At 68.9% G+C, this 18,783-nt stretch carries 18 protein-coding genes; 5 read left to right on the forward strand and 13 right to left on the reverse strand.

Translation table 11 applies throughout. The features are described from left to right. Positions 1-455: 455 nt before the first annotated feature. Positions 456-734 (reverse strand): hypothetical protein, encoded by a 279-nt coding sequence (locus ACFVW8_RS10175; RefSeq protein WP_389688073.1) that lies wholly within the window; start codon positions 732-734, stop codon positions 456-458. Positions 735-1,028: 294 nt separating this feature from the next. Here ACFVW8_RS10175 and ACFVW8_RS10180 point away from each other — a divergent pair, with 294 nt between their 5' ends. The 3 genes from ACFVW8_RS10180 to ACFVW8_RS10190 all read left to right on the forward strand — a co-directional run bounded on the left by ACFVW8_RS10180 (position 1,029) and on the right by ACFVW8_RS10190 (position 3,228). Then, positions 1,029-1,889, forward strand: coding sequence for an alpha/beta fold hydrolase (locus ACFVW8_RS10180; RefSeq protein ID WP_389688075.1), 861 nt, complete (start codon positions 1,029-1,031; stop codon positions 1,887-1,889). Between the two features lie 315 nt (positions 1,890-2,204). Further along, positions 2,205-2,768, forward strand: a complete 564-nt coding sequence (locus ACFVW8_RS10185; RefSeq protein WP_389688077.1) for a TetR/AcrR family transcriptional regulator — start codon at positions 2,205-2,207, stop codon at positions 2,766-2,768. Positions 2,769-2,889: 121 nt separating this feature from the next. Then, positions 2,890-3,228: a hypothetical protein gene (locus ACFVW8_RS10190; RefSeq protein WP_389688079.1), complete on the forward strand. Its 339-nt coding sequence runs from the start codon at positions 2,890-2,892 to the stop codon at positions 3,226-3,228. Between the two features lie 138 nt (positions 3,229-3,366). Here ACFVW8_RS10190 and ACFVW8_RS10195 read toward each other — a convergent pair whose 3' ends face one another. From ACFVW8_RS10195 to ACFVW8_RS10205, 3 genes are all read right to left on the reverse strand, one after another. Beyond that, the gene (locus tag ACFVW8_RS10195; RefSeq protein WP_389688081.1) at positions 3,367-4,212 is read right to left on the reverse strand and encodes a prephenate dehydratase; all 846 of its coding nucleotides are present in this window, start codon (positions 4,210-4,212) and stop codon (positions 3,367-3,369) included. A gap of 284 nt (positions 4,213-4,496) precedes the next feature. Next, positions 4,497-4,877 carry an FKBP-type peptidyl-prolyl cis-trans isomerase gene (locus ACFVW8_RS10200; RefSeq protein ID WP_389688083.1) on the reverse strand — a complete coding sequence of 127 codons (381 nt, stop codon included), beginning with the start codon at positions 4,875-4,877 and terminating at the stop codon, positions 4,497-4,499. Between the two features lie 105 nt (positions 4,878-4,982). Continuing rightward, positions 4,983-5,525 (reverse strand): GNAT family N-acetyltransferase, encoded by a 543-nt coding sequence (locus ACFVW8_RS10205; protein ID WP_389688085.1) that lies wholly within the window; start codon positions 5,523-5,525, stop codon positions 4,983-4,985. Positions 5,526-5,642: 117 nt separating this feature from the next. On the opposite strand from ACFVW8_RS10205, the gene pyrE reads away from it, so the two are divergent. Beyond that, positions 5,643-6,164 carry an orotate phosphoribosyltransferase gene (gene pyrE / locus ACFVW8_RS10210; protein ID WP_389688087.1) on the forward strand — a complete coding sequence of 174 codons (522 nt, stop codon included), beginning with the start codon at positions 5,643-5,645 and terminating at the stop codon, positions 6,162-6,164. A 64-nt stretch (positions 6,165-6,228) separates the two neighbouring features. Here pyrE and msrA read toward each other — a convergent pair whose 3' ends face one another. The 4 genes from msrA to ACFVW8_RS10230 all read right to left on the reverse strand — a co-directional run bounded on the left by msrA (position 6,229) and on the right by ACFVW8_RS10230 (position 11,013). Further along, positions 6,229-6,741: a peptide-methionine (S)-S-oxide reductase MsrA gene (gene msrA / locus ACFVW8_RS10215; protein WP_389688089.1), complete on the reverse strand. Its 513-nt coding sequence runs from the start codon at positions 6,739-6,741 to the stop codon at positions 6,229-6,231. A 216-nt stretch (positions 6,742-6,957) separates the two neighbouring features. After that, positions 6,958-7,521 carry a CGNR zinc finger domain-containing protein gene (locus ACFVW8_RS10220; RefSeq protein ID WP_389688091.1) on the reverse strand — a complete coding sequence of 188 codons (564 nt, stop codon included), beginning with the start codon at positions 7,519-7,521 and terminating at the stop codon, positions 6,958-6,960. A 95-nt stretch (positions 7,522-7,616) separates the two neighbouring features. Beyond that, positions 7,617-9,299, reverse strand: a complete 1,683-nt coding sequence (locus ACFVW8_RS10225) for an ABC-F family ATP-binding cassette domain-containing protein (protein WP_389688093.1) — start codon at positions 9,297-9,299, stop codon at positions 7,617-7,619. Between the two features lie 79 nt (positions 9,300-9,378). Next, a complete protein-coding gene (locus ACFVW8_RS10230; RefSeq protein WP_389688095.1) occupies positions 9,379-11,013 on the reverse strand; it encodes an ABC-F family ATP-binding cassette domain-containing protein in 1,635 nt (544 codons plus the stop codon). A gap of 315 nt (positions 11,014-11,328) precedes the next feature. On the opposite strand from ACFVW8_RS10230, the gene ACFVW8_RS10235 reads away from it, so the two are divergent. Then, positions 11,329-12,357 (forward strand): NADPH:quinone reductase, encoded by a 1,029-nt coding sequence (locus ACFVW8_RS10235; RefSeq protein WP_389688097.1) that lies wholly within the window; start codon positions 11,329-11,331, stop codon positions 12,355-12,357. A gap of 547 nt (positions 12,358-12,904) precedes the next feature. Here ACFVW8_RS10235 and ACFVW8_RS10240 read toward each other — a convergent pair. The 5 genes from ACFVW8_RS10240 to ACFVW8_RS10260 form a co-directional block, all read right to left on the reverse strand. Beyond that, the gene (locus tag ACFVW8_RS10240; protein ID WP_389688099.1) at positions 12,905-13,099 is read right to left on the reverse strand and encodes a hypothetical protein; all 195 of its coding nucleotides are present in this window, start codon (positions 13,097-13,099) and stop codon (positions 12,905-12,907) included. 281 nt (positions 13,100-13,380) lie between these two features. Further along, the gene (locus tag ACFVW8_RS10245) at positions 13,381-14,286 is read right to left on the reverse strand and encodes an alpha/beta hydrolase (RefSeq protein ID WP_389688167.1); all 906 of its coding nucleotides are present in this window, start codon (positions 14,284-14,286) and stop codon (positions 13,381-13,383) included. 298 nt (positions 14,287-14,584) lie between these two features. Next, on the reverse strand, positions 14,585-15,163 hold the full coding sequence (locus ACFVW8_RS10250; RefSeq protein WP_389688101.1) for a GrpB family protein: 579 nt from the start codon (positions 15,161-15,163) through the stop codon (positions 14,585-14,587). 402 nt (positions 15,164-15,565) lie between these two features. Further along, positions 15,566-16,543: a GNAT family N-acetyltransferase gene (locus ACFVW8_RS10255; protein ID WP_389688103.1), complete on the reverse strand. Its 978-nt coding sequence runs from the start codon at positions 16,541-16,543 to the stop codon at positions 15,566-15,568. Positions 16,544-16,905: 362 nt separating this feature from the next. After that, entirely contained in the window at positions 16,906-18,732 is a 1,827-nt protein-coding gene (locus tag ACFVW8_RS10260) for a glycoside hydrolase family 2 protein (protein WP_389688107.1), read from the reverse strand. Positions 18,733-18,783: the final 51 nt, after the last annotated feature.

Genomic DNA, 18,783 nt, shown 5'->3' on the forward strand with positions numbered 1-18,783 from the left:
GCGGATTGCGCGTGCAGAGCAAGGTGAGGGACGCGGCGAAGGCGAGAGGTACGCGGCCTATCGGGAGGCGAGATCCGTACGGCCCGTGAGCATGACGGGCACGTCACTCAGGCATCGCTGAAGATGCCGCGGCAGGCTTCAACAGGAAGCGCTGGAAACACGGCAGAGATCGATGTGGAGACACTCCACCAGAAGACGATCGGCTGTCACGGCAGTTGTTCTAGCACAGTGGCCCAGGTGACACCAGATGACCTCCGAGGACTGAGACGCCGCTGCAGGGCTTCGGCCGGTATGTGCGGCCCTGGATGCGGGGGCGGGCCGGCCCCGAAAGCCGGGGAGCCGACCGCCGACGCAGCGGCATCCATCCGGACCGCCCGTGGGCCTGCAGGACGTGCCCGCGTCCACACCCTCGGTCACGGACGGGGCGTCGAGAGCAAGGGTGCGGTCGGACGGCGCTACGAGAAGGGAGCCGGGCCATCACCCGAAACCGGCACGACGGTGAACTCGCTCTCGTGAGCATGGCTGGCCGGCTCCAGGTGGACCTGCCGTACCTGACCGTCCGGCATGCAGAGGCGCAGCCGGTCACTGTCGTGCAGGTCGAAGATCCGGCTGGTGGGAACACCCCGCAGACTGCCGCGCCACCCGTCGGGCCCAACCCTGACCAGATGAGCCTCCACCGGGATCTGCAGGCGCCCGGCGACAAGCACCGCGTCTCCCTCGTACCGAGTCGTCATAACCACCACGGTCGCGCCGCCCTCACCGCGCAGCAACCGCAGCGCCCGTCACGAGGCGTGGCACGGCCGGGCGCACCGCCCGGGGCGAGTGCCACACGTAGCGAACACCGGCAGATGCCGGTGACATCGGTGGCGAAGCGCCACATGTTCCGGGACCACCTTGTGGTCCAAGGGTGACGGGCATGCAGCCGCCCGGTCCGCGGTCGGCGGGGGAGCGGAACCGCGTGCCATGGGCTGTACTCGGTAGCGACTCTCCGCAAACAGTTCTCGAAGTCTCGTGGAAGGTGGTTCCTCGTGGTCAGCATCAAGGGTGTGTGCACGCGTCGGTTGGTCACGGGTGTTCTGCCGGCGGTGACAGCGGGCGTGGCGCTCGGCGCGTTCTCCCTCGCAGGGTCCGCAAGCGGAGCTCAGCAGGAGGCGGCGACAAGCCGTCCGGGCCAGCCGACCATCGTGCTGGAACACGGCGCGTTCGCGGACGCCTCCAGCTGGAACGGGGTGGTGGGGGAGCTGCGCCGGGACGGCTACCCGGTCGTGGCGGCGGCCAACCCGCTGCGCGGCCCGGCCTACGACGCTGCCGCCCTGCGCGGCGTTCTCGACCATGTCAAGGGCCCCAAGATCGTTGTCGGACACTCGTACGGCGGCAACGTCATCAGTGCGGCCGCCACCGACGATCCGCAGGTGAAGGCCCTCGTCTATGTTGCCGCGTTCCTGCCCGCCCCCGGGGAGAGCGCCCTGGAACTCACCGACAAGTACCCCGGCTCCACCCTCTCCGACACGCTCGACCCCGTCCCGTACACCCTGCCGGACGGCACCACCGGGACCGACCTGTACATCCAGCAGGACAAGTACCGCCACCAGTTCGCCGCCGATGTCCCTCGCGCCACCGCTGACCTCGCCGCCGCCACTCAGCGCCCCGTCGCCCAGGCCGCCCTTGAGGAGAAGGCCACATCTGCCGCGTGGAAGCACAAGCCCGTCTGGGACATCGTCACCACACAGGACCTCAACATTCCCCCGGCTGTCCAGCGCTACATGGCGCGTCGCGCCCATGCGCACACCACTGAGGTCGCCGCCTCCCACGCCGTCGCGGTCTCGCACCCCCACCGGGTCGCCGACGTCATCGAGCAAGCCGCGACCGGCTCCGTCACAGCGTCCTGACACCGGTCCCCGAGGGCGGTACCTCCCCTCCGATGCTGCCGGGTGCCCTTGCCAGGGCACTGGCTGGTCCTGGTAGTTGAGGAATTTCAGGCCCGGTTCCCCGCTGTGGTGGTGGTTCGTGTCCACCACGCCCGGGATGAGCTGGTCGATGGTCAGCGGTGTGTCCGGACCACCGAGTTCGGTGCGGACATGCCTGGGGCGGACGCCCCCTCCTCACCGTGACATAACCCAACCCAACCCGGCCCAGTCGCCCGGTCAGCGCACCAGACCTTCGGCCTTTTGACTGACTAGCCACTCTCCTACATGGTGTCACTCATGCCCAGGCCGAAAAGTGACGACAAACGCGCGGCGATCATGGCCGCCGCCACACAGATCATCGCCACTCAGGGGCTGGGGGCGGCGACGGCGGCGATCGCGAAGGAGGCCGGCGTCTCGAACGGTTCACTGTTCACCTACTTCGACACCAAGGCGGATCTGCTCAATCAGCTCTACCTGGAGCTGAAAGGCGAGATGGGGGCAGCCGCACTCGGCGGCCTGCCCGACGCCGATGGGCGCGCCCAAATGCTGCACATGTGGTCACGCTGGCTGGATTGGGCGACGACCAACCCCCACAAGCGCCGCACCCTTGCGCAGCTCCAAGTCTCCGATGAGATCACGGCGTCCACCCATGGAGTCGCGGGCCAGACGCTGGCGGGCATGGGAGAGATCCTGGAGCGCAGCCGGGCGAGCGGTCCGATGCGCGATGTCCCGGCGGCCTTGGTGTTCACGCTGTGCAATGCCCTGGCCGAGGCCACCATCGATTACATCATCCGCGACCCGGGTCACACCGAGCAGCACAAGCGGTCCGGTTTCGACGCGCTCTGGCGCATGATCGGCTAGCTGACCGCGCGCCCGGTACATCTCCGCCGAGGCGAGCACCCGTGGCGAGTGGAAGCCCGGCGGCCCGAAACTGCCCGGCGGGGACGCATACGCCACTTCCAAGCAATGCAACCTGGCAACGGTGCTTGCCTTCGCCCGCGAGACACCCCGGCTGCGGTTCAACGCCATTGAACCCGGCTTCGCCCGCGGTACGGATCTCGGCCGTGACGCCGGCCTGTTCCTGCGTCTGCTCTCGAAGTACCTGCTCTCACCACTGGCCCCGCTCATCAAGTACTGGACCAACCCGGGCACCGCCGCGCGCATGATCACCCGAGTGCTCACCCACGATTCGGACGCCACCGGCGTCTACTACGACGAGAAAGGACGCCCCATGCAGGGTTCAGCACAGGTGCATGACCCGGCAGTCAGGGCCCGGGTCATCGCCGAGACCCGCGCACTCCTCAAGACAGTTCCCGCCTGAGGGAACGACCTGGGCATGCGCTCCGTCACCATCTGCTCAAGCACATCGGGCTTCTCTTCGAGCCACGTCGGGCCTCGGGCCGATCGTCGCGAACGTCATCTGAACGAGCCCCGCTCGCCCCGCGGTGCCCCCGGCGGTTCAGCAGGCGCGGCCCCGCAGCCGGTGCGCGTGCGCCGGATACGCCCCGAGAATGCGCACCTCGGACGAGAAGAAGTGCAATTCCTGCAGGGCGAGGGCGACGCGGGGCTCGTCGGGGTGGCCCTCGACCTCCACGTAGAACCGGCTGGGGCTCAGCCCGGCGCCGATCTGGTAACTCTCGATCTTGGTGAGGTTCACGGCGTTGCTGGCGAATCCGCCGAGCGCCTTGTAGAGCGCGCTGGGAATGTTCCGCACGCAGAAGAACAGGCTTGTCATCGTCGGCTCGCCCGTGTCCGGTGCGAGGGCCGAGTCCCGGGAGAGCACAACGAAGCGCGTGGTGTTGTCCGGATCGTCCTCGACCTCGGACCGCAGGACGTCCAGCCCGTAGAGCCGTGCAGCGGCAGGCGGTGCGAGCGCAGCGTGCCGTGGATCGCCCAGCTCCGCCACCTCACGCGCCGCCCCGGCCGTGTCATCGCTGACGAGGGTGCGCCAGCCGCCCTCCCGCAGTACTTTCCGGCACTGCCCCAGGGCATGTACGTGGCTGCGAACACACTCCACCTGGTCGAGGGCCGTACCGGGGACCCCCATCAGGTCGAAGCGGATGGCGAGGAAGTATTCGGCGACGATGAACAGCCCCGATTCCGGCAGCAGATGGTGTACGTCGGCCACGCGTCCGGCGGCGGAGTTGTCCACCGGGATCACCGCGACATCGGCGGTACCCAGGGTGACGGCGTCCAGGGCCTGCTCGAATCCCGTGCAGGCGAGCTCGCGGCCTCCGGGAAACAGGACATGGGATGCCATCGACGAGTTGGATCCGGGTTCACCCTGATATGCGACGGTGGTCACCGTGTTCAGCCTTCCGCTGTGGGGCTCTGGGGCAGGGCGGCAGAAGCTCCACCGCGAAGCGTGTGAACTGCAGTATCGGTGAGCTGTCCACTACCGGGCGAACCAGGTGGCTCTGTTCATGAGTGTGCGGTTCTGGCGCAGATCTCCGGGAGCCGTCACGGAGCGTCACCTCGATGTTCAATTGGGAGGGGACTGTTCGCGTAAGACCGCTGCGGGGCCGGCGGACTGCCCGCGCCGGACATGCGCCGAGCCGTTCTCCCGGCTGGAGTTGGCAGCAGAAGACCTCAGACTGCGACGGAGAGCAGGTCCACCACGAAGACGAGTGTCGAGCCCGCCGGGATCAACGGCGAGGGTGACTGGTTGCCGTAGCCGAGGCGCGGGGGAACGATGATCTCGCGCCGGCCGCCGACCTTCATCCCTCTGACTCCGCGGTCCCAGCCCTTGATGACCTTGCCACCGCCCACGGCGAACTTGAACGCCTGTCCCCGGTGCCAGGAGGTGTCGAATTCCTTTCCCGACTCGAAGGTGACCCCGACGTAGTGAACCTGGACAACCCTGCCCGGCTTCGCCTCAAGCCCGTCCCCGACGACCAGGTCGCGGACAGTCAGCTCGGTGGGAGCGTCACCCTCCGGAATGTCGATCTCGGGCTTCGTCACTTCAGTCATTGCAGCCTCATTCGCTCCCCGCCGGGAGCCCTCATGCAGACCAGCCGGGCGCATGGTCACTCCGTAAAGTAGATCATCATGCTGCCGTGAGGGCTGCCGGCTCCGTCAGGTGCCGCATGGTTGGCCGCGATCCACCTCTACTCGCAGCCGGACGTAGTCGCTGTCCATCGGCCCTGCACGGCGCGCACCGTCCGGCCGCCAGCCGTGCCGGGCGTAAAAGCGCTGCGCTCGAGTGTTGGACGCCCAGCACTCGAGCACGCCCTCGGCACACCCGGCGGCGGCCGCCCGCACGATGAACTCCCTGTGCAGGGCCCCGCCGACCCCGTTTCCCCAGGCACGCGGCAGCACCCCGATCTGATACAGCTCATAGTGCGTGGCGGCGTCGAGCTTCTCATGGTGCGGCGGGCCGGCGGTGAGCAGGCCGACCACCGAACCGCCCGGGCCTTCCGCACACAGCGTGGTCCGCGTCGGCGTGGAGAGCACACGCGCCCAGGCATCGCGCCGCTCCGCCCGCCCCGCCGGGTCGGTGAGCTCCTGACCCGGCATGCCGCCCGCGGTGTAGTACGCGGATCGGGCCCGGGTGTGCACCTCTGTCAGGATGTCGACGTCCTGGATGGTTGCCTCGCGGAGGCGGAATCCCTTGTCCATGCCCCTCCGGACGCCCACACCGTTCCGACCGGTTCCCCCGCGTGAAGCCGAGCGGGTCGTCGACGAGGTTACCCAGGGGCCCCGCACCGGGCCGGGCCCCTGGGATACTTCCGTGCTGTGAGTCCCTCAGAAATTGCCCTGCAGATCCGCGCCGCTTCCCACCTGACGGGTGACTTTGTCCTCCGCTCAGGCCGTAGAGCCTCGGAGTACTTCGACAAGTACCGCTTCGAGAGTGACCCCGTTCTGCTCGATTCCATTGCCCGGGCGATGGTTGCGCTCGTGCCGGAGGACACTGAGGTACTGGCCGGCCTCGAGATGGGTGGCATCCCGGTGGTTACCGCGCTGAGCTGGCACACCGGCCTTCCCTGCGCCTTCGTCCGCAAGCAGGCCAAGTCGTATGGAACGTGCCGTCTGGCTGAAGGCGCGGACATCGCCCGGCGGCGAGTGCTGGTCGTGGAAGACGTGGCCACCAGCGGTGGGCAGATTGCGCTCTCCGCCGCCGACTTGCGTGATCTGGGTGCAGATGTACGCGAAGCGCTCTGCGTCATCGACCGCCAACAGGGCGGGGCCGAGGCGCTTGCGTCCGAGCGCATCCAACTGCTGTCACTGCTGACTGCGGACGATCTGAGGACTGGATGAGGGCCGGAACTCAACCACGGACGAAGCTACTGCGTGTACCGACGGACCGGACCCGGGCCCAAGGTCAGGAGCCCGCGCGGTGGGGCAGCTGCCAGCCGGGGCGGGGGAAGTGGCAGGTGTAGCCGTCCGGGTAGCGCTGCAGGTAGTCCTGGTGGTCCGGTTCGGCCTCCCAGAACGCGCCCGCCGGCACGACCTCGGTGACGACCGGACCCGGCCAGAGCCCGGAGGCATCGACATCGGCGATGGTGTCCTGGGCGACCCGCCGCTGCTCGTCGTCCAGATAGAAGACGGCGGACCGGTAGCTGAGGCCCACGTCATTGCCCTGCCGGTTCCTTGTGGACGGATCGTGGATCTGGAAGAAGTACTCCAGGAGGGCCCGGTAGTCGGTGACCACGGGATCGTAGGTGATCTCGATCGCCTCGGCGTGCTTTCCGTGGTTCCGGTAGGTCGGCTCGGGCATGTCGTCGCCGCTGTATCCCACCCGGGTGGTCACCACTCCGGGCAGTGTCCGGATCAGCTCCTGCATTCCCCAGAAGCAGCCACCCGCCAGCAGGGCCTTCTTCTCGCTGTCAGCCATCACAGGTCACCTTTTCTTTCATCCGTGAAACAGCCTTGCATTACCTGACGCAGCCGCTCATCATCCAATGTTCAGCCGCCGGCGGCGGGCCGTGCGGCCCGCTCGGGGACATACGCCGTGCCGATCCCCGTGCGCCTGTGCGTCTGAGGGAGTCCATGCTGACGACGACCGCCGCCGCCGTGGGAGAACCCTGGAGATCGCGTTGCCGCAGACCGTTCATTGAGCGGCCGGGGCGGTAGTGGTCCGCTTTCGGGCACGGTACGCGGCTGCCTTGATCTTGTTCCCGCAGGAGTCCATGCCGCACCACTGCCGCCGCATGCCGCGGGACCTGTCGATGTAGACGCGGGTGCACTCCGGGTTGCCGCATTCCTTCATCAGAGGCACGTCCGGCCCGCTGAGCAGCTCGACGGCGCAGCGGGCGACGCTGGACAGGGCCTGCTCGGGGGTCGCCTCGGTCCGGCGCCCGGTCGCGGTCAGCTGCGGCGTCGCGGGCGGCTTGCGGGCGGCGTCGTTCAGTACTCCGAGCGACTCCGCGTCGAACCCGCCCCCGAGACGACGGTCCGTGACCAGCTGGTAGATGGCTTCTCGTACGGTCGTGGCCTGCTCGACGCCATCCTCCGTACCGGGGACGATCATGTCGACGACTCCGGACTCCAGATACCAGGCGTTCAGCCGGTCCGGCGTCACGAACATCTCGAAACGCGCCGAACGACGGGCGCGGAGGGTCGCCGCGAAGTCGAGGGCGGGGTTTCCGCAGACGAAGACATGATTCAGGTTCACATCACCATTCTGGCAGGTGACTGTCGTGTGGAGCAAGACCATCACCTGTCAAGGCGGTGAACTGTCCGGAAGTCTGCGCTCGCTCCGCCGCCGCGTCAGAGCCTGTCCTTCCCGGCCCCGGGGCAGGCTGCGGAACCAGTGACGGCGCTCTGTGTCCCGCCGGTGTCCAACCGTAGCTCGCGCCCCCGCCAGCGCTTCCGCAGCCAGCGGTCGTGACTCGCGACCACGATCGCGCCGGGGCCCGTACCCATGGCCTCCTCCAGTTCGTCGGACAGGCGCGGAGACAGGTGGTTCGTGGGCTCGTCGAGCAGCAGCAGCTGCGGAGGGTGCGCCACCAGGAGGGCGAGCGCCAGCCGGCGGCGCTGTCCGACCGAAAGAAGCCCGACCGGTTTGTCCATGTCCGCTTCTTGCATCAGACCGAGCGAGCCGAGTGTGACCGCCTCGGCCCGTTCCGCGCCCAGGGACGGCTCGTAGGTGTCCCGGACCGTACGGTCCGGCCGGTCGAACACCGTGTCCTGAGCGAGCATTCCCACCGTCAGCCCCGCCCGTCGGCGGATGTCCCCCTCGGCCGTGAGGCGGCCGGCGAGAACGGCGAGCAGTGTCGACTTGCCCGCCCCGTTGCCTCCCGTGATCAGCAGGCGGTCGTTCGCCGACACCTCCAAGTCGTCCAGCACGAGCCGGCCCGGGACCCGCACACCGTGGAGGGCCACCAGCGGGTCCTGGCTCGCCTCGACGGATACGGAGAGCGTCGGTCCGGAGAAGCGCAGCGGCCGCGGCGGCTCACCGACCTGGGTCCGTTCCAGCTCCTCGAGCCTGCGGCCGGCGTTGCGCACCCGGCGTGAGATCTGGCTCTGCACACGCCCGGCCCGGAGGCCGTACCCCATCTTCTCGTTGTCCCGCCGCCCTCGGTCGGGTGCCACGCGATGCGCCGTGACGCCGGCTGAATGACGTAGCGCCTCCAGGTCCTCCTGTTCCTCGGCGTAGCGCTGCTCCCAGCGTTCCCGCTCCGCACGCTTCTCAGCGAGATAGGCGGTGTAGTTGCCGCCGTAGCGGACGGGGCCGGACACTGCGGGATCGAGGTCGATCAGGTCCGTGCAGACGGCGTCGAGGAAGGCCCGGTCGTGGCTGGCCACCACCACGGCCCCGGGCAGGTCGCTCACCTGCTCCTCGACGAAGGCGGCGGCAGCGTCGTCGAGGTGGTTGGTCGGCTCGTCCAGCAGCAGCGCCGAAGGACGCCGGATCAGCAGCGCTGCGATGGCCAGGCGGCCCCGCTGCCCGCCGGACAGGGAACCGAGCGTCCGCTCGTGTCCGAACGCGCCGAGGCCGAGGCCCTCCAGCACGAGGGTCGCGCGCCGGTCGGCGTCCCAGGCCTCCAAGTGCTGGGCCTCCTCCAGCCGCCTGCCATACGCGTCGAGCAGTTCGGGGTAACCGGGCTCGTCTTCCGCGGCGCGGGCGAGTTCCCCGGTGAGCCGATCGAGGTCGGCGAGGGCCTCGCGGACCTCGGAGAGTGCCTCGTCCAGCACCGCGGCGATCGTCGACGTGGTCTCGAACGGTGTCTCCTGTTGCAGGAAGCCCAGGTCGGGCGGGCGAGTGACGCTGCCCGCGTCGGGCTCGTCCGCCCCTGCGAGCAGCCGCAGCAGGGTGGTTTTGCCGACGCCGTTCTCCCCGATCAGGCCGATGCGGTGGCCGGGGGACGCGGTCAGGGAGACGCCGTCGAGCACCCGGCGGTCGCCAAGGCTGCGGATGAGGTCGTGGGCGGTCAGAGCGGGGTGAGGCATGAGCAGCCATCCAAGGTGTTCGGTGTCTGGCCCGCCGGGCGCGAGCCTCGGACGCGGGTCACATCGGCACACCGGCGGCTCACACCTCGGGAGCCCTCATCTCCCTGAGCGTGCCGTCGGCCAGCCGGAGCCACCGGTTCACGCCGATCCCGGTGAGGAACCGCTCGTCGTGGCTGACCACCACGAACGCGCCCCGGTAGGAGTTCAGGGCGCTCTCCAGCTGACCCGCGCTGACCAGGTCGAGGTTGTTCGTCGGCTCGTCGAGGAGCAGCAGCTGGGGTGCCGGCTCGGCGCACAGCACGCAGGCCAGGGTGGCGCGCAGCAGCTCACCGCCGGAGAGCACCCGTACGGGGAGATGGGCCCGGGCACCCCGGAAGAGGAAGCGGGCGAGCAGATTCATGCGCTCGGCCTCGGGCCGGTCCGGGGCGAACGCGGTGAAGTTCTCGGCGACGGTCCGGTCCACATCCAGTAGATCAAGCCGCTGCGAGAGGTAGGCGGCGCGTCCTTCGGCCCGCTTGATCCGTCCGCTGTCCAGGTCCAGGTCTCCGTTGAGCAGGCGTAGCAGCGTGGTCTTGCCGGCGCCGTTGGGGCCGGTCAGGGCAATGCGTTCGGGACCCCGGACGGACAACTCGACACCTTGGTCCGCGAACACCGCCCGCACGCCGAGGTGGACCTGCATCTCCTCCCCGAGGAAGAGGCCGCGCCCGGCGGGCACGATGGTGTCGGGCAGGTCCAGGGCGATGCGCTGCTCGTCGCGCAGCGAACGCCCGGCCTCGTCGAGGCGGGTCTTCGCCTCACTGACCCGGGAGGCGTGCATCTGCCCCGCCCGGCCCGCCGACTCCTGCGCGCCGCGCTTCATGTTTCCGGCGAAGATGCGCGGGAGGCCGGCGTTCTTGAGGTTGCGTGAGGCGTTGCTCGCGCGGCGCTCGGCGCGTTCACGGGCCTGCTGAAGCTCCCGCTTCTCACGCTTCACCTCCTGCTCGGCGTTGCGGACGTTCTTCTCGGCGACCTCCTGCTCGGCCTGCACGGCCTCCTCGTACGCGGTGAAGCTGCCGCCGTACAGGCGGAGTTCGTCACTTCCGAGCTCGGCGATGCGCTCCATTCGGCCCAGCAGCGCCCGGTCGTGACTGACCAGCAGCAGGCAGCCGCTGAAGTCCTCCAGCACGTCGTAGAGCTTGTGACGGGCGTCGAGGTCGAGGTTGTTGGTGGGCTCGTCGAGCAGCAGCACATCGGGCCGCTTCAACAGCTCGGCGGCCAGGCCGAGCGAGATGACCTGGCCGCCGCTGAGTGTGGTCAGGCTACGGTCGAGAGCGAGGCCGGTCAGGCCGAGGCGGTCGAGCTGGGCGCGTGTGCGTTCCTCGATGTCCCAGTCGTCGCCGATGACGGTGAAGTGTTCCTCGCTGACGTCCCCGGACTCGACGGCGTCCAGAGCCTGGATGACCGATGCGACACCGAGTACCTCGGCGACCGTGAGATCGCGTGACAGCGGGAGGCTCTGCGGGAGGTAGCCCAGTGTGCCGCCTGTGGACACCGACCCGGCGCCGGGCCTGAGTTGGCCGGCGATCAGTTTGAGCAGTGTGCTCTTGCCCGAGCCGTTGGGGGCAACGAGACCCGTACGGCCGGTGCCCATGGTGAAGGACAGGTCATGGAAGACGGGGGTGTCGTCCGGCCACGCGAAGGACAGGTTCGAACAGGTGATGGAAATGTTGGACATGGGAGTGACCTCGGACTGAGTGAGGGCAGACAGACCTCTGCCCAGGGCAGACATGGGAAAAAGGGCACAACGACGAGGCCAGGACAGCGGCGCTCCACGCGCCGGTCGGTGGCCCATCAGATCCGGGTATCACCCGGAGATGTCGTCGTCACCCGCCATGTCGGCTACTCCTTCGGTGCGTGGTCGATGCCGGGAGCAGTTTAGCAGCGTAGGCGCGACGGCTGCCGTGTTCTCTTGGGGTGCAAGGACGCATGCGTGTGAGTCATCCGGTCGGCCTTGTGCTCGGCGGCCGTTCAGAGGGGTTACGGTCCCGATATGAAGGCGATCATTTACAGCAGCAATGGCGGAAGCGACGTCCTGCAGGCAGTGGAGCGACCCGTACTCGAGCCCGGCCCGGGCGAGGTGCGGGTGAAGGTGCACGTCTCCGGCGTCAATCCGACAGACTGGAAATCCCGGCAGGGCTCGACCGGGAGTCTGGCCGAAGGCGACGAGCAGGTGCCCAATCAGGACGGCGCAGGACGGATCGAAGCGGTGGGCGAGGGTGTTGACGCCTCGCGGATCGGCGAGCGGGTCTGGCTCTACGAGGCCGCGCACGGGCGCCCGCACGGTGGCACGGCTCAGGAGTTCACCACCATTCCGGCCGGCCAGGCCGTCCCGCTGCCCGACACCGCAACGTTCGACCTGGGCGCGGGCCTGGGTGTTCCGGCGCTGACCGCGCACCGTGCGTTGACACTGGCCGAGGACGGTCCGCGACGGCTGGCTCCGGGCGCGCTGGCAGGCCGGTCGGTGCTGGTGGCCGGCGGGGCCGGCGCCGTTGGCAACGCGGCCATCCAGCTCGCGCGATGGGCCGGTGCGACTGTGCTGTCCACAGTGAGCAGCCCGCAGAAGGCCGAGCTCGCGACCGCGGCCGGCGCCGAACACGTCGTCAACTACCGCACAGGGCGCGCGGTGGATGCCATCCGCGCCATCGTCCCGGACGGCGTGGACCTGGTCGTGGAGGTTGCCCCGGCGGTGAACGCCGCGCTGGATGCCGGAGTGCTGCGGAACAACGGCACGGTCGCCTACTACGCCAACAACGGCGGCGACAGTCTCACGTTGCCGGTGCGCGACGTCATGGGCCGGAACCTGGCTTGGCACGGGCTGCTGCTCTACACCCTCCCAGCGGCGGCCAAGGCTGACGCGGTGGCCGCCGTCTCGGCGGCTGTCGCCGCAGGCGCGATGCGCATCGGCGAGGACGCGGGGCTGCCGCTGCACCGCTTTCCGCTGGCGGAGACAGCGAAGGCGCACGAGGCCGTCGAGGGTGGCGCGGTGGGCAAGGTCCTCATCGACGTAGCCGACGCCTGACCACGCTCCTGCCGATACGTGGTCGCGACCGACGTGGACGGCGCCCCCGGCGGACGGCCCTGACCAGCTGACACCTGAAGCATGTGTGCGACGGTCGGCCGCGTCCCGTCGGCGGCGCTGACGGGCCGCGCTGCCCGCGTACGACCTGCCATCCGACCATGATCCACTGGTCGGGCGGACGGCGTCCCGCTACGGCAGCGACGTCGACCAGTCGCCGACGTTCCGCCGGTGAGTATGCGGGGAACGGGACCCGGCCTCGTTCGGCGATGACGTTGCCGAGACCGCCGAACAGCACCGCCCGCGCACGCTGCTCTCCTCCTCGGTCAGCGGCGTGAGGTCGCCTTCCTCGGGCTGCGCCCGGACGTCGTACGGGTCTCGGACCACTGGCTTCTCGGAATTCTCCGGGTCTGCGTGGAGAGGATATCGGCGCAGCCGGTGGCCGCAGCTGCCGGAACGGCCGAGCTGCCCCCTCATCGGGTTTCTTCCGCCGCTCGGCCTGCGGCACAGGACGCCATGGGCCTCGCCGATGTCACTTCGACGACGGGTCCTAGAGGCCCAGATCGAAGGCGAGGCAGTTGAAGTGGTTCCACGACCCTTCGGGGTTGTAGCGGTTGTTCACCGAGTCGTTGGGACCGGCCACCTGGTCCTGGACCATGTCCTCGTAGTGGATGCGCTCGGGAAGCCTCCCGAAGCGGGCCTGCCGGGCTGCCGCGGCGCTGTCCGTCGTTTCCTCGCTGATCACGGTTGGTCTCCGCTCGTCTCAGATGCGGATGTGCGCCGTAGCGCTTGGACGATTCAAGAATGCACCTCATCTCGTCACCGGTCAAGGCGGTGATGCGGGTGGTGGCGGGCGCACGACGGCAGCTGCTTTCCCAAGCTCTCGGCCGCGCTCAAGCAGGGGAGACCCCATGCCTGCCGGATGCCGGAACGCCCGAATCCATCCAGGATGCGGACGTCCCTCCGCCGCGCGATGCACCGCATCTGACGCCGTGCCCTGATCCACCAGGGACTACGTGGCAGCCCCTACCCTGCGAGCCTGTCCAGAACTTCTGCGACCGGGATGGGATCCAGAGGGCCGACGTGTGACGCCCCGGGAAAGTCGTGCACGTGGAAGCTGTTGCCGGGCGTGAACGCGTCGGCTTCCGCGATCATTCTGTCCTGGAGTGCGGTGGCGATCGTCCGGTCCTTGCCGAAACGCAGGTAGGTGCGGGGAACGCGTCCCCAGCTGCCGGCCCGGCCGACCGCTCGGCCCGCGTAAGCGGCGATGGGCTCGTCGGTCTGCATTTCGGCCAGGATCCGGCGGAAATCTGCGTCGGGGTAGTCCGCGCAGATCATCTCCTTCAGGAGGGCCAGTTCACGGCTTACGCCTGTCCGGAAGTTCAGTCGTAGTACACCGAGCCGGTCCGGGTCACCCACCGTCAGCCCGACCGGACTGACGGCGTTCGCATTCTCGGGTGCCGCCGTGCAGGCGTCCGCCGTGGGCATGACACGGCTGGGACAGAAGGCCGCCATATAGCAAATGTGGTGAAGCAGATGCGGGACGGCATCGCCGACACGGCTGACCGACACGCCGCCCAGGCTGTGCCCGACCAGTACCACCGGGCCGTTGCGTGCCGCCCGCCGCACGATGCCCGTGACGCGCGCCTCGTAGTCCTCCAGCCCGAGACCCTTCAGCGGGGAAAGCTCGGCCGCCATCGCTTTGAGGTCCTGCCGTTGATACGACTCCGGCACGAAGGCCTCCGCGCCATGCAGCGGCTGGTCCACCATGACGACACGGTGACCGCGCAGCGTCAGCTCACGCGCGATCGGCGTCCAGAACGCGCCGGCGCTGTGGGTGCCGTGCACCAGTACGTAAGTGGTGAGCCCGCGACGCGGGTCCGCCGCGGCCGGCGAGGTTCCCAGCCCGGTGGCCAACGCCGCACCCCCCACCGCGAGTCCCAGCCCACGCAATGCTGACCGCCGGGTGGCACCTGTTCGTTGTTCGTTCGTCGTGTTCTTCATGAGCACGACGCTATGAAAGGCCCAACCGGCCCGCCAGCGGGCCAGCACCACTTCAGGGGTAGACCCAACACCACCTTCGAGTGGAGCCGTTCCGCGTGTTCCGGGGTGTGGAACTCCCGTGGTCACGGACAGAGGTGCCGAACTCGGCGTTCCCTGCGTGGCAGCAGCGGTTCTGTCCGCTCCCACAGGCCATCCGGCACGGCCGGGCCCGCATCGGCAGGTCCGGTCATGCTTCTCCCACAGCCTTCCAGCCGGTCTCGGCGGCCCATCGTTCGGCCACCCCCATCAGCACATCCGTTGCGGGGGCCTTGATCTGCCCGTATTCCGACAGGTCCGGCACGCGCAGGGCCAGCTGCTGTTTGAACGCTCCCCACGCCCGGCACGCAGCCTCGTCCGCGCGCAGGTAGTCCCGGAACAGCAGCGCGAAGCGGGCATTGGGTCCGGTGCCCTCCCGCAGGTGGATGTTGCACGAGCACGCGTCGATCGGCGGCGCGAAGACGAGCTTGTGGCAACGCCGGCCACCGGATACCTCGATGCGGTTCCACGGCTCGGGGCGGCACCGGAAGCCGGCCGCCGCGAGCATCGGTACATCGCGTGCCTCATCGATCGAGCTCATCCGCACCTGCGCATCGATGCAGTCCTTGGCCGGCAGGCCCGGTACCGACGTGGAGCCCACGTGGTCGATTCCCGATGCCAGGTCGCCCAGAACATCGCGCAGGCCCCCGGCAAGCAATTCGAACTCTGCCGGCCACTGGGACCGGTACTCCACCACAGCAACCTGACTGCGCTCATCGGCAAAGGGCATATCGCCACACGCTACAACCCTGAACGGCAATTCTGCCGACATCCGGAGCTATACGAACAAGATCACGATCTACGACGGGAGCGACAGGAATGATCGAGGATATGACGTCCCCTCAGGTCTTGCGTGCGGTTACCAGGGCGAAGGACAGGAATGCTCCTCCGTCTGCGGAAAGCAGTCGATGACAGGCTGGTTTCTGCGTCGGCCGTCCGGCTGGTACTCGGCGCATGCCCGCGCCCACAGACGCCGGTCCTGCCAGGCGTCTTGCTGCAGCGTCGCGGACGTGACCTTCAGCATTTCGGTGATCGCCCGCTGGAAGCGCCACCATTCCGCCGTGTGCCACGCGATCGCTTCCCGCAGGCTTCTGCAATACGCTTCGGGGAGCGTTTGGGAAGGTGACGCATGCTACTGCGGCAAGTAATGGCGGTAGTTCAGTTGCGAGTCGGCCCAGGCGACGCGCGGGTCGATCCGGCGGGTGAGTGTGTAGCGGGCAGGGGTGAAGCCATGACCGCGCCAGAAGGTGTCACTGAGCAGATTCGGCGATGTCCACTCGGTCCCGCAGGTGCTGAAGCCGTGACCTGCAGCCCAGTCCATCACCCCGGACAGCAGGGCAGTACCGATGCCTTCGGCCCGGGCGGCGGCGGTCACGACGGCGATACCGATCGTCGCCGCTTCGGGAGAGCGGTTGTCGGGGTCGGCCACCATCACCCCTGCGGGACGTCCGTCCACCTCGGCGACCAGGACAAGCCGCCGTTCGTTCATGATGGCTGCGTGAAGGTCGTCCTTGACCGCCAGCGGGTCGATCAGAGCGGGCCTGAGCATCGGCGCTGCGGCATGAAACCGCTGCAACTCCAGGGTGAGAAGGACAAGTTCCGCAAGGTCGCCCGGGCGGGCCTGGCGCAGTTGGACCTGCGGCGCGGGGCGGTGTGGCGGGATCAGGGGGCGGAATCCCTTGATCTGATCGATGCCGAAGCCGAGCTCCACGAGGCAGGCGACGGTGTCGTGGTGGCCGGCGGCGACCACCACGGTGTGCTCGAAGCAGCCGATGTCGACAAGGTCCTGGGAGAGAGCCTGGTACAGGCGGCGGTAGGTCGGGCGTACGCCGTTCGCAGCGGCCGCGTGGTGCGGCAGACGAACGCGCCCGAGCTGATCGCCGGGGAGCTTCCCCACGGTGGCTGCCATGAAGCCAATGGGAGTCCCGTCACTCAGCGCAGCCACCGCCGGGCCCGCGGTACTCCACCCGTCCAGCTGCGCACGGGCCGCGCCGGGATCAGCCAGGTCTACGGCGGGCACGTCTTCCCCGGCCGGCGCGTGGGCGGCGGCCAGCAGATCCACGGCCTGGTCAACGAATCGGTCCTCGAACGGAACGATGTGCAGCGTCACCGGTCTCCCCTCGGTTCTCCGTGCCGCGAACCACCCCAAAGGCTGTCCCGTACCCTGCGGGCTCTCGGCGATCTGACGGGTGGACAGGGGGAGCGGCTGGACTCGCTGCGCCGCCGATACCGAAACGGGGACGGCCGTCACGAGACGGTCGGCAGGTCTTCGACGGGATCCGGTGGCGGGCGCGGACCGGATTCGCCCCGGCAGGATATCCCGGAGCGGTCCGCACCTTCCGCACGGGGCGGGTGCGGAGCGTGACGAGACATGTCAGGTGCCGAGGCGATCGGCTGGATCCACCGGCGGCCGGTCAGCGTCTCCCCGAAGCAAACCGGGGGAGACGCTGAACCGCCCGCCGGCCAATGCCGCTACGCCTGTTCCCGGTCCCGCTCCTCGATCGCGGCCGAGCCGAGCTGCGCGGCCCGGATGCGTGCGACGTCGAGCTTGGGGCTGCGGTCGAAGCGGTAGATGCCGTTCTGCTCCTGGAAGACGTCGGTCAACTGGGTGTAGCAGTAGCCGAACATGTCGCGGTCCCGCAGCAGCACTTCGGTGAGTCCGGCGAACCGGGTGTGGAACTCCTCCTCGTTGCGGACCCGCTCACCGTAGCCCCAGGAAAGGCTCCGGTCCTGGCCGGACTGGGCGGCTGCTTCGGGGTCCCACCAGATGCCGCCGAACTCGCTGACGAAGTACGGCTGGCCGCGGTAGGGCTGTGAGTAGGGGCCGCCGTCCTCGTAGGAGTTGACGAAGGGGGTGCCATCGGCGAGCCCCGCCATCAGCTCGCGGAAGGCCGCCGGGTCCTGCTCGTAGTTGTGGGCGTCGTAGATGTCCGTCTCGGCGACCCGGTGTGCGTAGCCGGATGCGTCGATGACCGGGCGGGTGGTGTCCATCGCCTTGCTGGCGAGGAACATCGCACGGGTCACGTCGTCGAGTTGCGTGACCCTGTCGTGCAGCTTCTGGTAGGTCTCGTTGAGCGGGCACCAGCCGATCACCGAGGGGTGCGAGTAGTCGCGTTCCAGAGCTTCCAGCCATTGGGCGACGTAGGAGGCGTCCGGCTTCTGGTTGTCCCCGGAGGAGCCGCCGGTCTCGCATCCCCAGTCACCGAACTCCCCCCAGACCAGGTAGCCGAGGCGGTCGGCGTGGTACAGGAATCGCTCCTCGAACACCTTCTGGTGCAGCCGCGCTCCGTTGAAGCCGGCTGCCATGCCCAGCTCGATGTCCCGTACCAGGGCCTCGTCGGTGGGCGCTGTCATCAGCCCGTCCGGGTACCACCCCTGGTCGAGTACCAGGCGCTGGAAGACCGGGCGGCCGTTGAGGACGACGGCCTTGCCGCGCAGCCCCACCGCACGCAGCCCCGCGTAGCTCCCGGCGCTGTCGGCCACCTGTCCCTCCGCGTCCAGGAGCTCGATACGGAGGCTGTACAGGTGCGGGTCACCGGGCCCCCATTCGCGTCGTCTGCCGGCCGGCACCGGGAGGTGGAGACGTGGCGTCAGGTCCAGGTCGGCACGTGCCTCGGCGCGGGTCACTTCGCCGTCGGCGTCGCTGAGGACAGCACGCACCCGGTATCCGGGACGGTTGCCGGACAGGGGCAGTTCGAGGTGGAAGGCGGAACCGGCGAGGTCGGGAGTGATCCGGGGGCGCCGCAGATGCAGGTCGGGGACGGGTTCCAGCCATACGGTCTGCCAGATGCCGGTCACCCGAGTGTAGTTGCAGTCGTGGTTGGCGTACCGGACGGCCTGCTTGCCACGCGCCTGAGGGCCGGACCTGGGGTCACGGGCCCGTACGGTGATGACGACCTCCTTCCCGGCTCCCGCGATGTCGCCGAGGTCGGCGGTGAAGGGCGTGAAGCCGCCGCGGTGCCGCGCGACCTCCGCCCCGTCGGCCCACACCGTGGTGTCGTGGTCGACCGCGCCGAAGTGCAGGAGCACGCGGCGTCCGGCCCAGGCCGTCGGAAGAGTGAGGGAGCGGCGGTACCAGACCGCCTCCAGGAAGTCGGTTTCACCGACGCCCGACAGCTCGGACTCGGGAGGGAACGGGACAAGGATCTCGTCGCGCAGCTCGCGGCCCAGGAGACCGCGTTCGAGGCCGCTGTCGCCCCGGTCGGTCTCGAACTGCCAGGCGCCGTTCAGATTGAGCCAGTCGCTCCGCACGAACTGCGGGCGCGGGTACTCGGGGCGCGGGATGGGATGAGCGGGCACACAGACTCCTGTTGATCGGATGGCCGGCGGAGAACCGCCCGGCCTGCGTGT

It is taken from the genome of Streptomyces sp. NPDC058221 (assembly GCF_042882365.1).
In the GTDB taxonomy this organism is placed as follows: domain Bacteria; phylum Actinomycetota; class Actinomycetes; order Streptomycetales; family Streptomycetaceae; genus Streptomyces.

Coding starts and splice junctions, on each gene's coding strand:
- ACFVW8_RS10200 (WP_389688083.1), bottom strand. CDS start 4,877: ATGACTGAAGTGACGAAGCCCGAGATCGACATTCCGGAGGGTGACGCT.
- ACFVW8_RS10205 (WP_389688085.1), bottom strand. CDS start 5,525: ATGGACAAGGGATTCCGCCTCCGCGAGGCAACCATCCAGGACGTCGAC.
- msrA (WP_389688089.1), bottom strand. CDS start 6,741: ATGGCTGACAGCGAGAAGAAGGCCCTGCTGGCGGGTGGCTGCTTCTGG.
- ACFVW8_RS10185 (WP_389688077.1), top strand. CDS start 2,205: ATGCCCAGGCCGAAAAGTGACGACAAACGCGCGGCGATCATGGCCGCC.
- ACFVW8_RS10230 (WP_389688095.1), bottom strand. CDS start 11,013: ATGTCCAACATTTCCATCACCTGTTCGAACCTGTCCTTCGCGTGGCCG.
- ACFVW8_RS10175 (WP_389688073.1), bottom strand. CDS start 734: ATGACGACTCGGTACGAGGGAGACGCGGTGCTTGTCGCCGGGCGCCTG.
- ACFVW8_RS10235 (WP_389688097.1), top strand. CDS start 11,329: ATGAAGGCGATCATTTACAGCAGCAATGGCGGAAGCGACGTCCTGCAG.
- ACFVW8_RS10250 (WP_389688101.1), bottom strand. CDS start 15,163: ATGCCCTTTGCCGATGAGCGCAGTCAGGTTGCTGTGGTGGAGTACCGG.
- ACFVW8_RS10225 (WP_389688093.1), bottom strand. CDS start 9,299: ATGCCTCACCCCGCTCTGACCGCCCACGACCTCATCCGCAGCCTTGGC.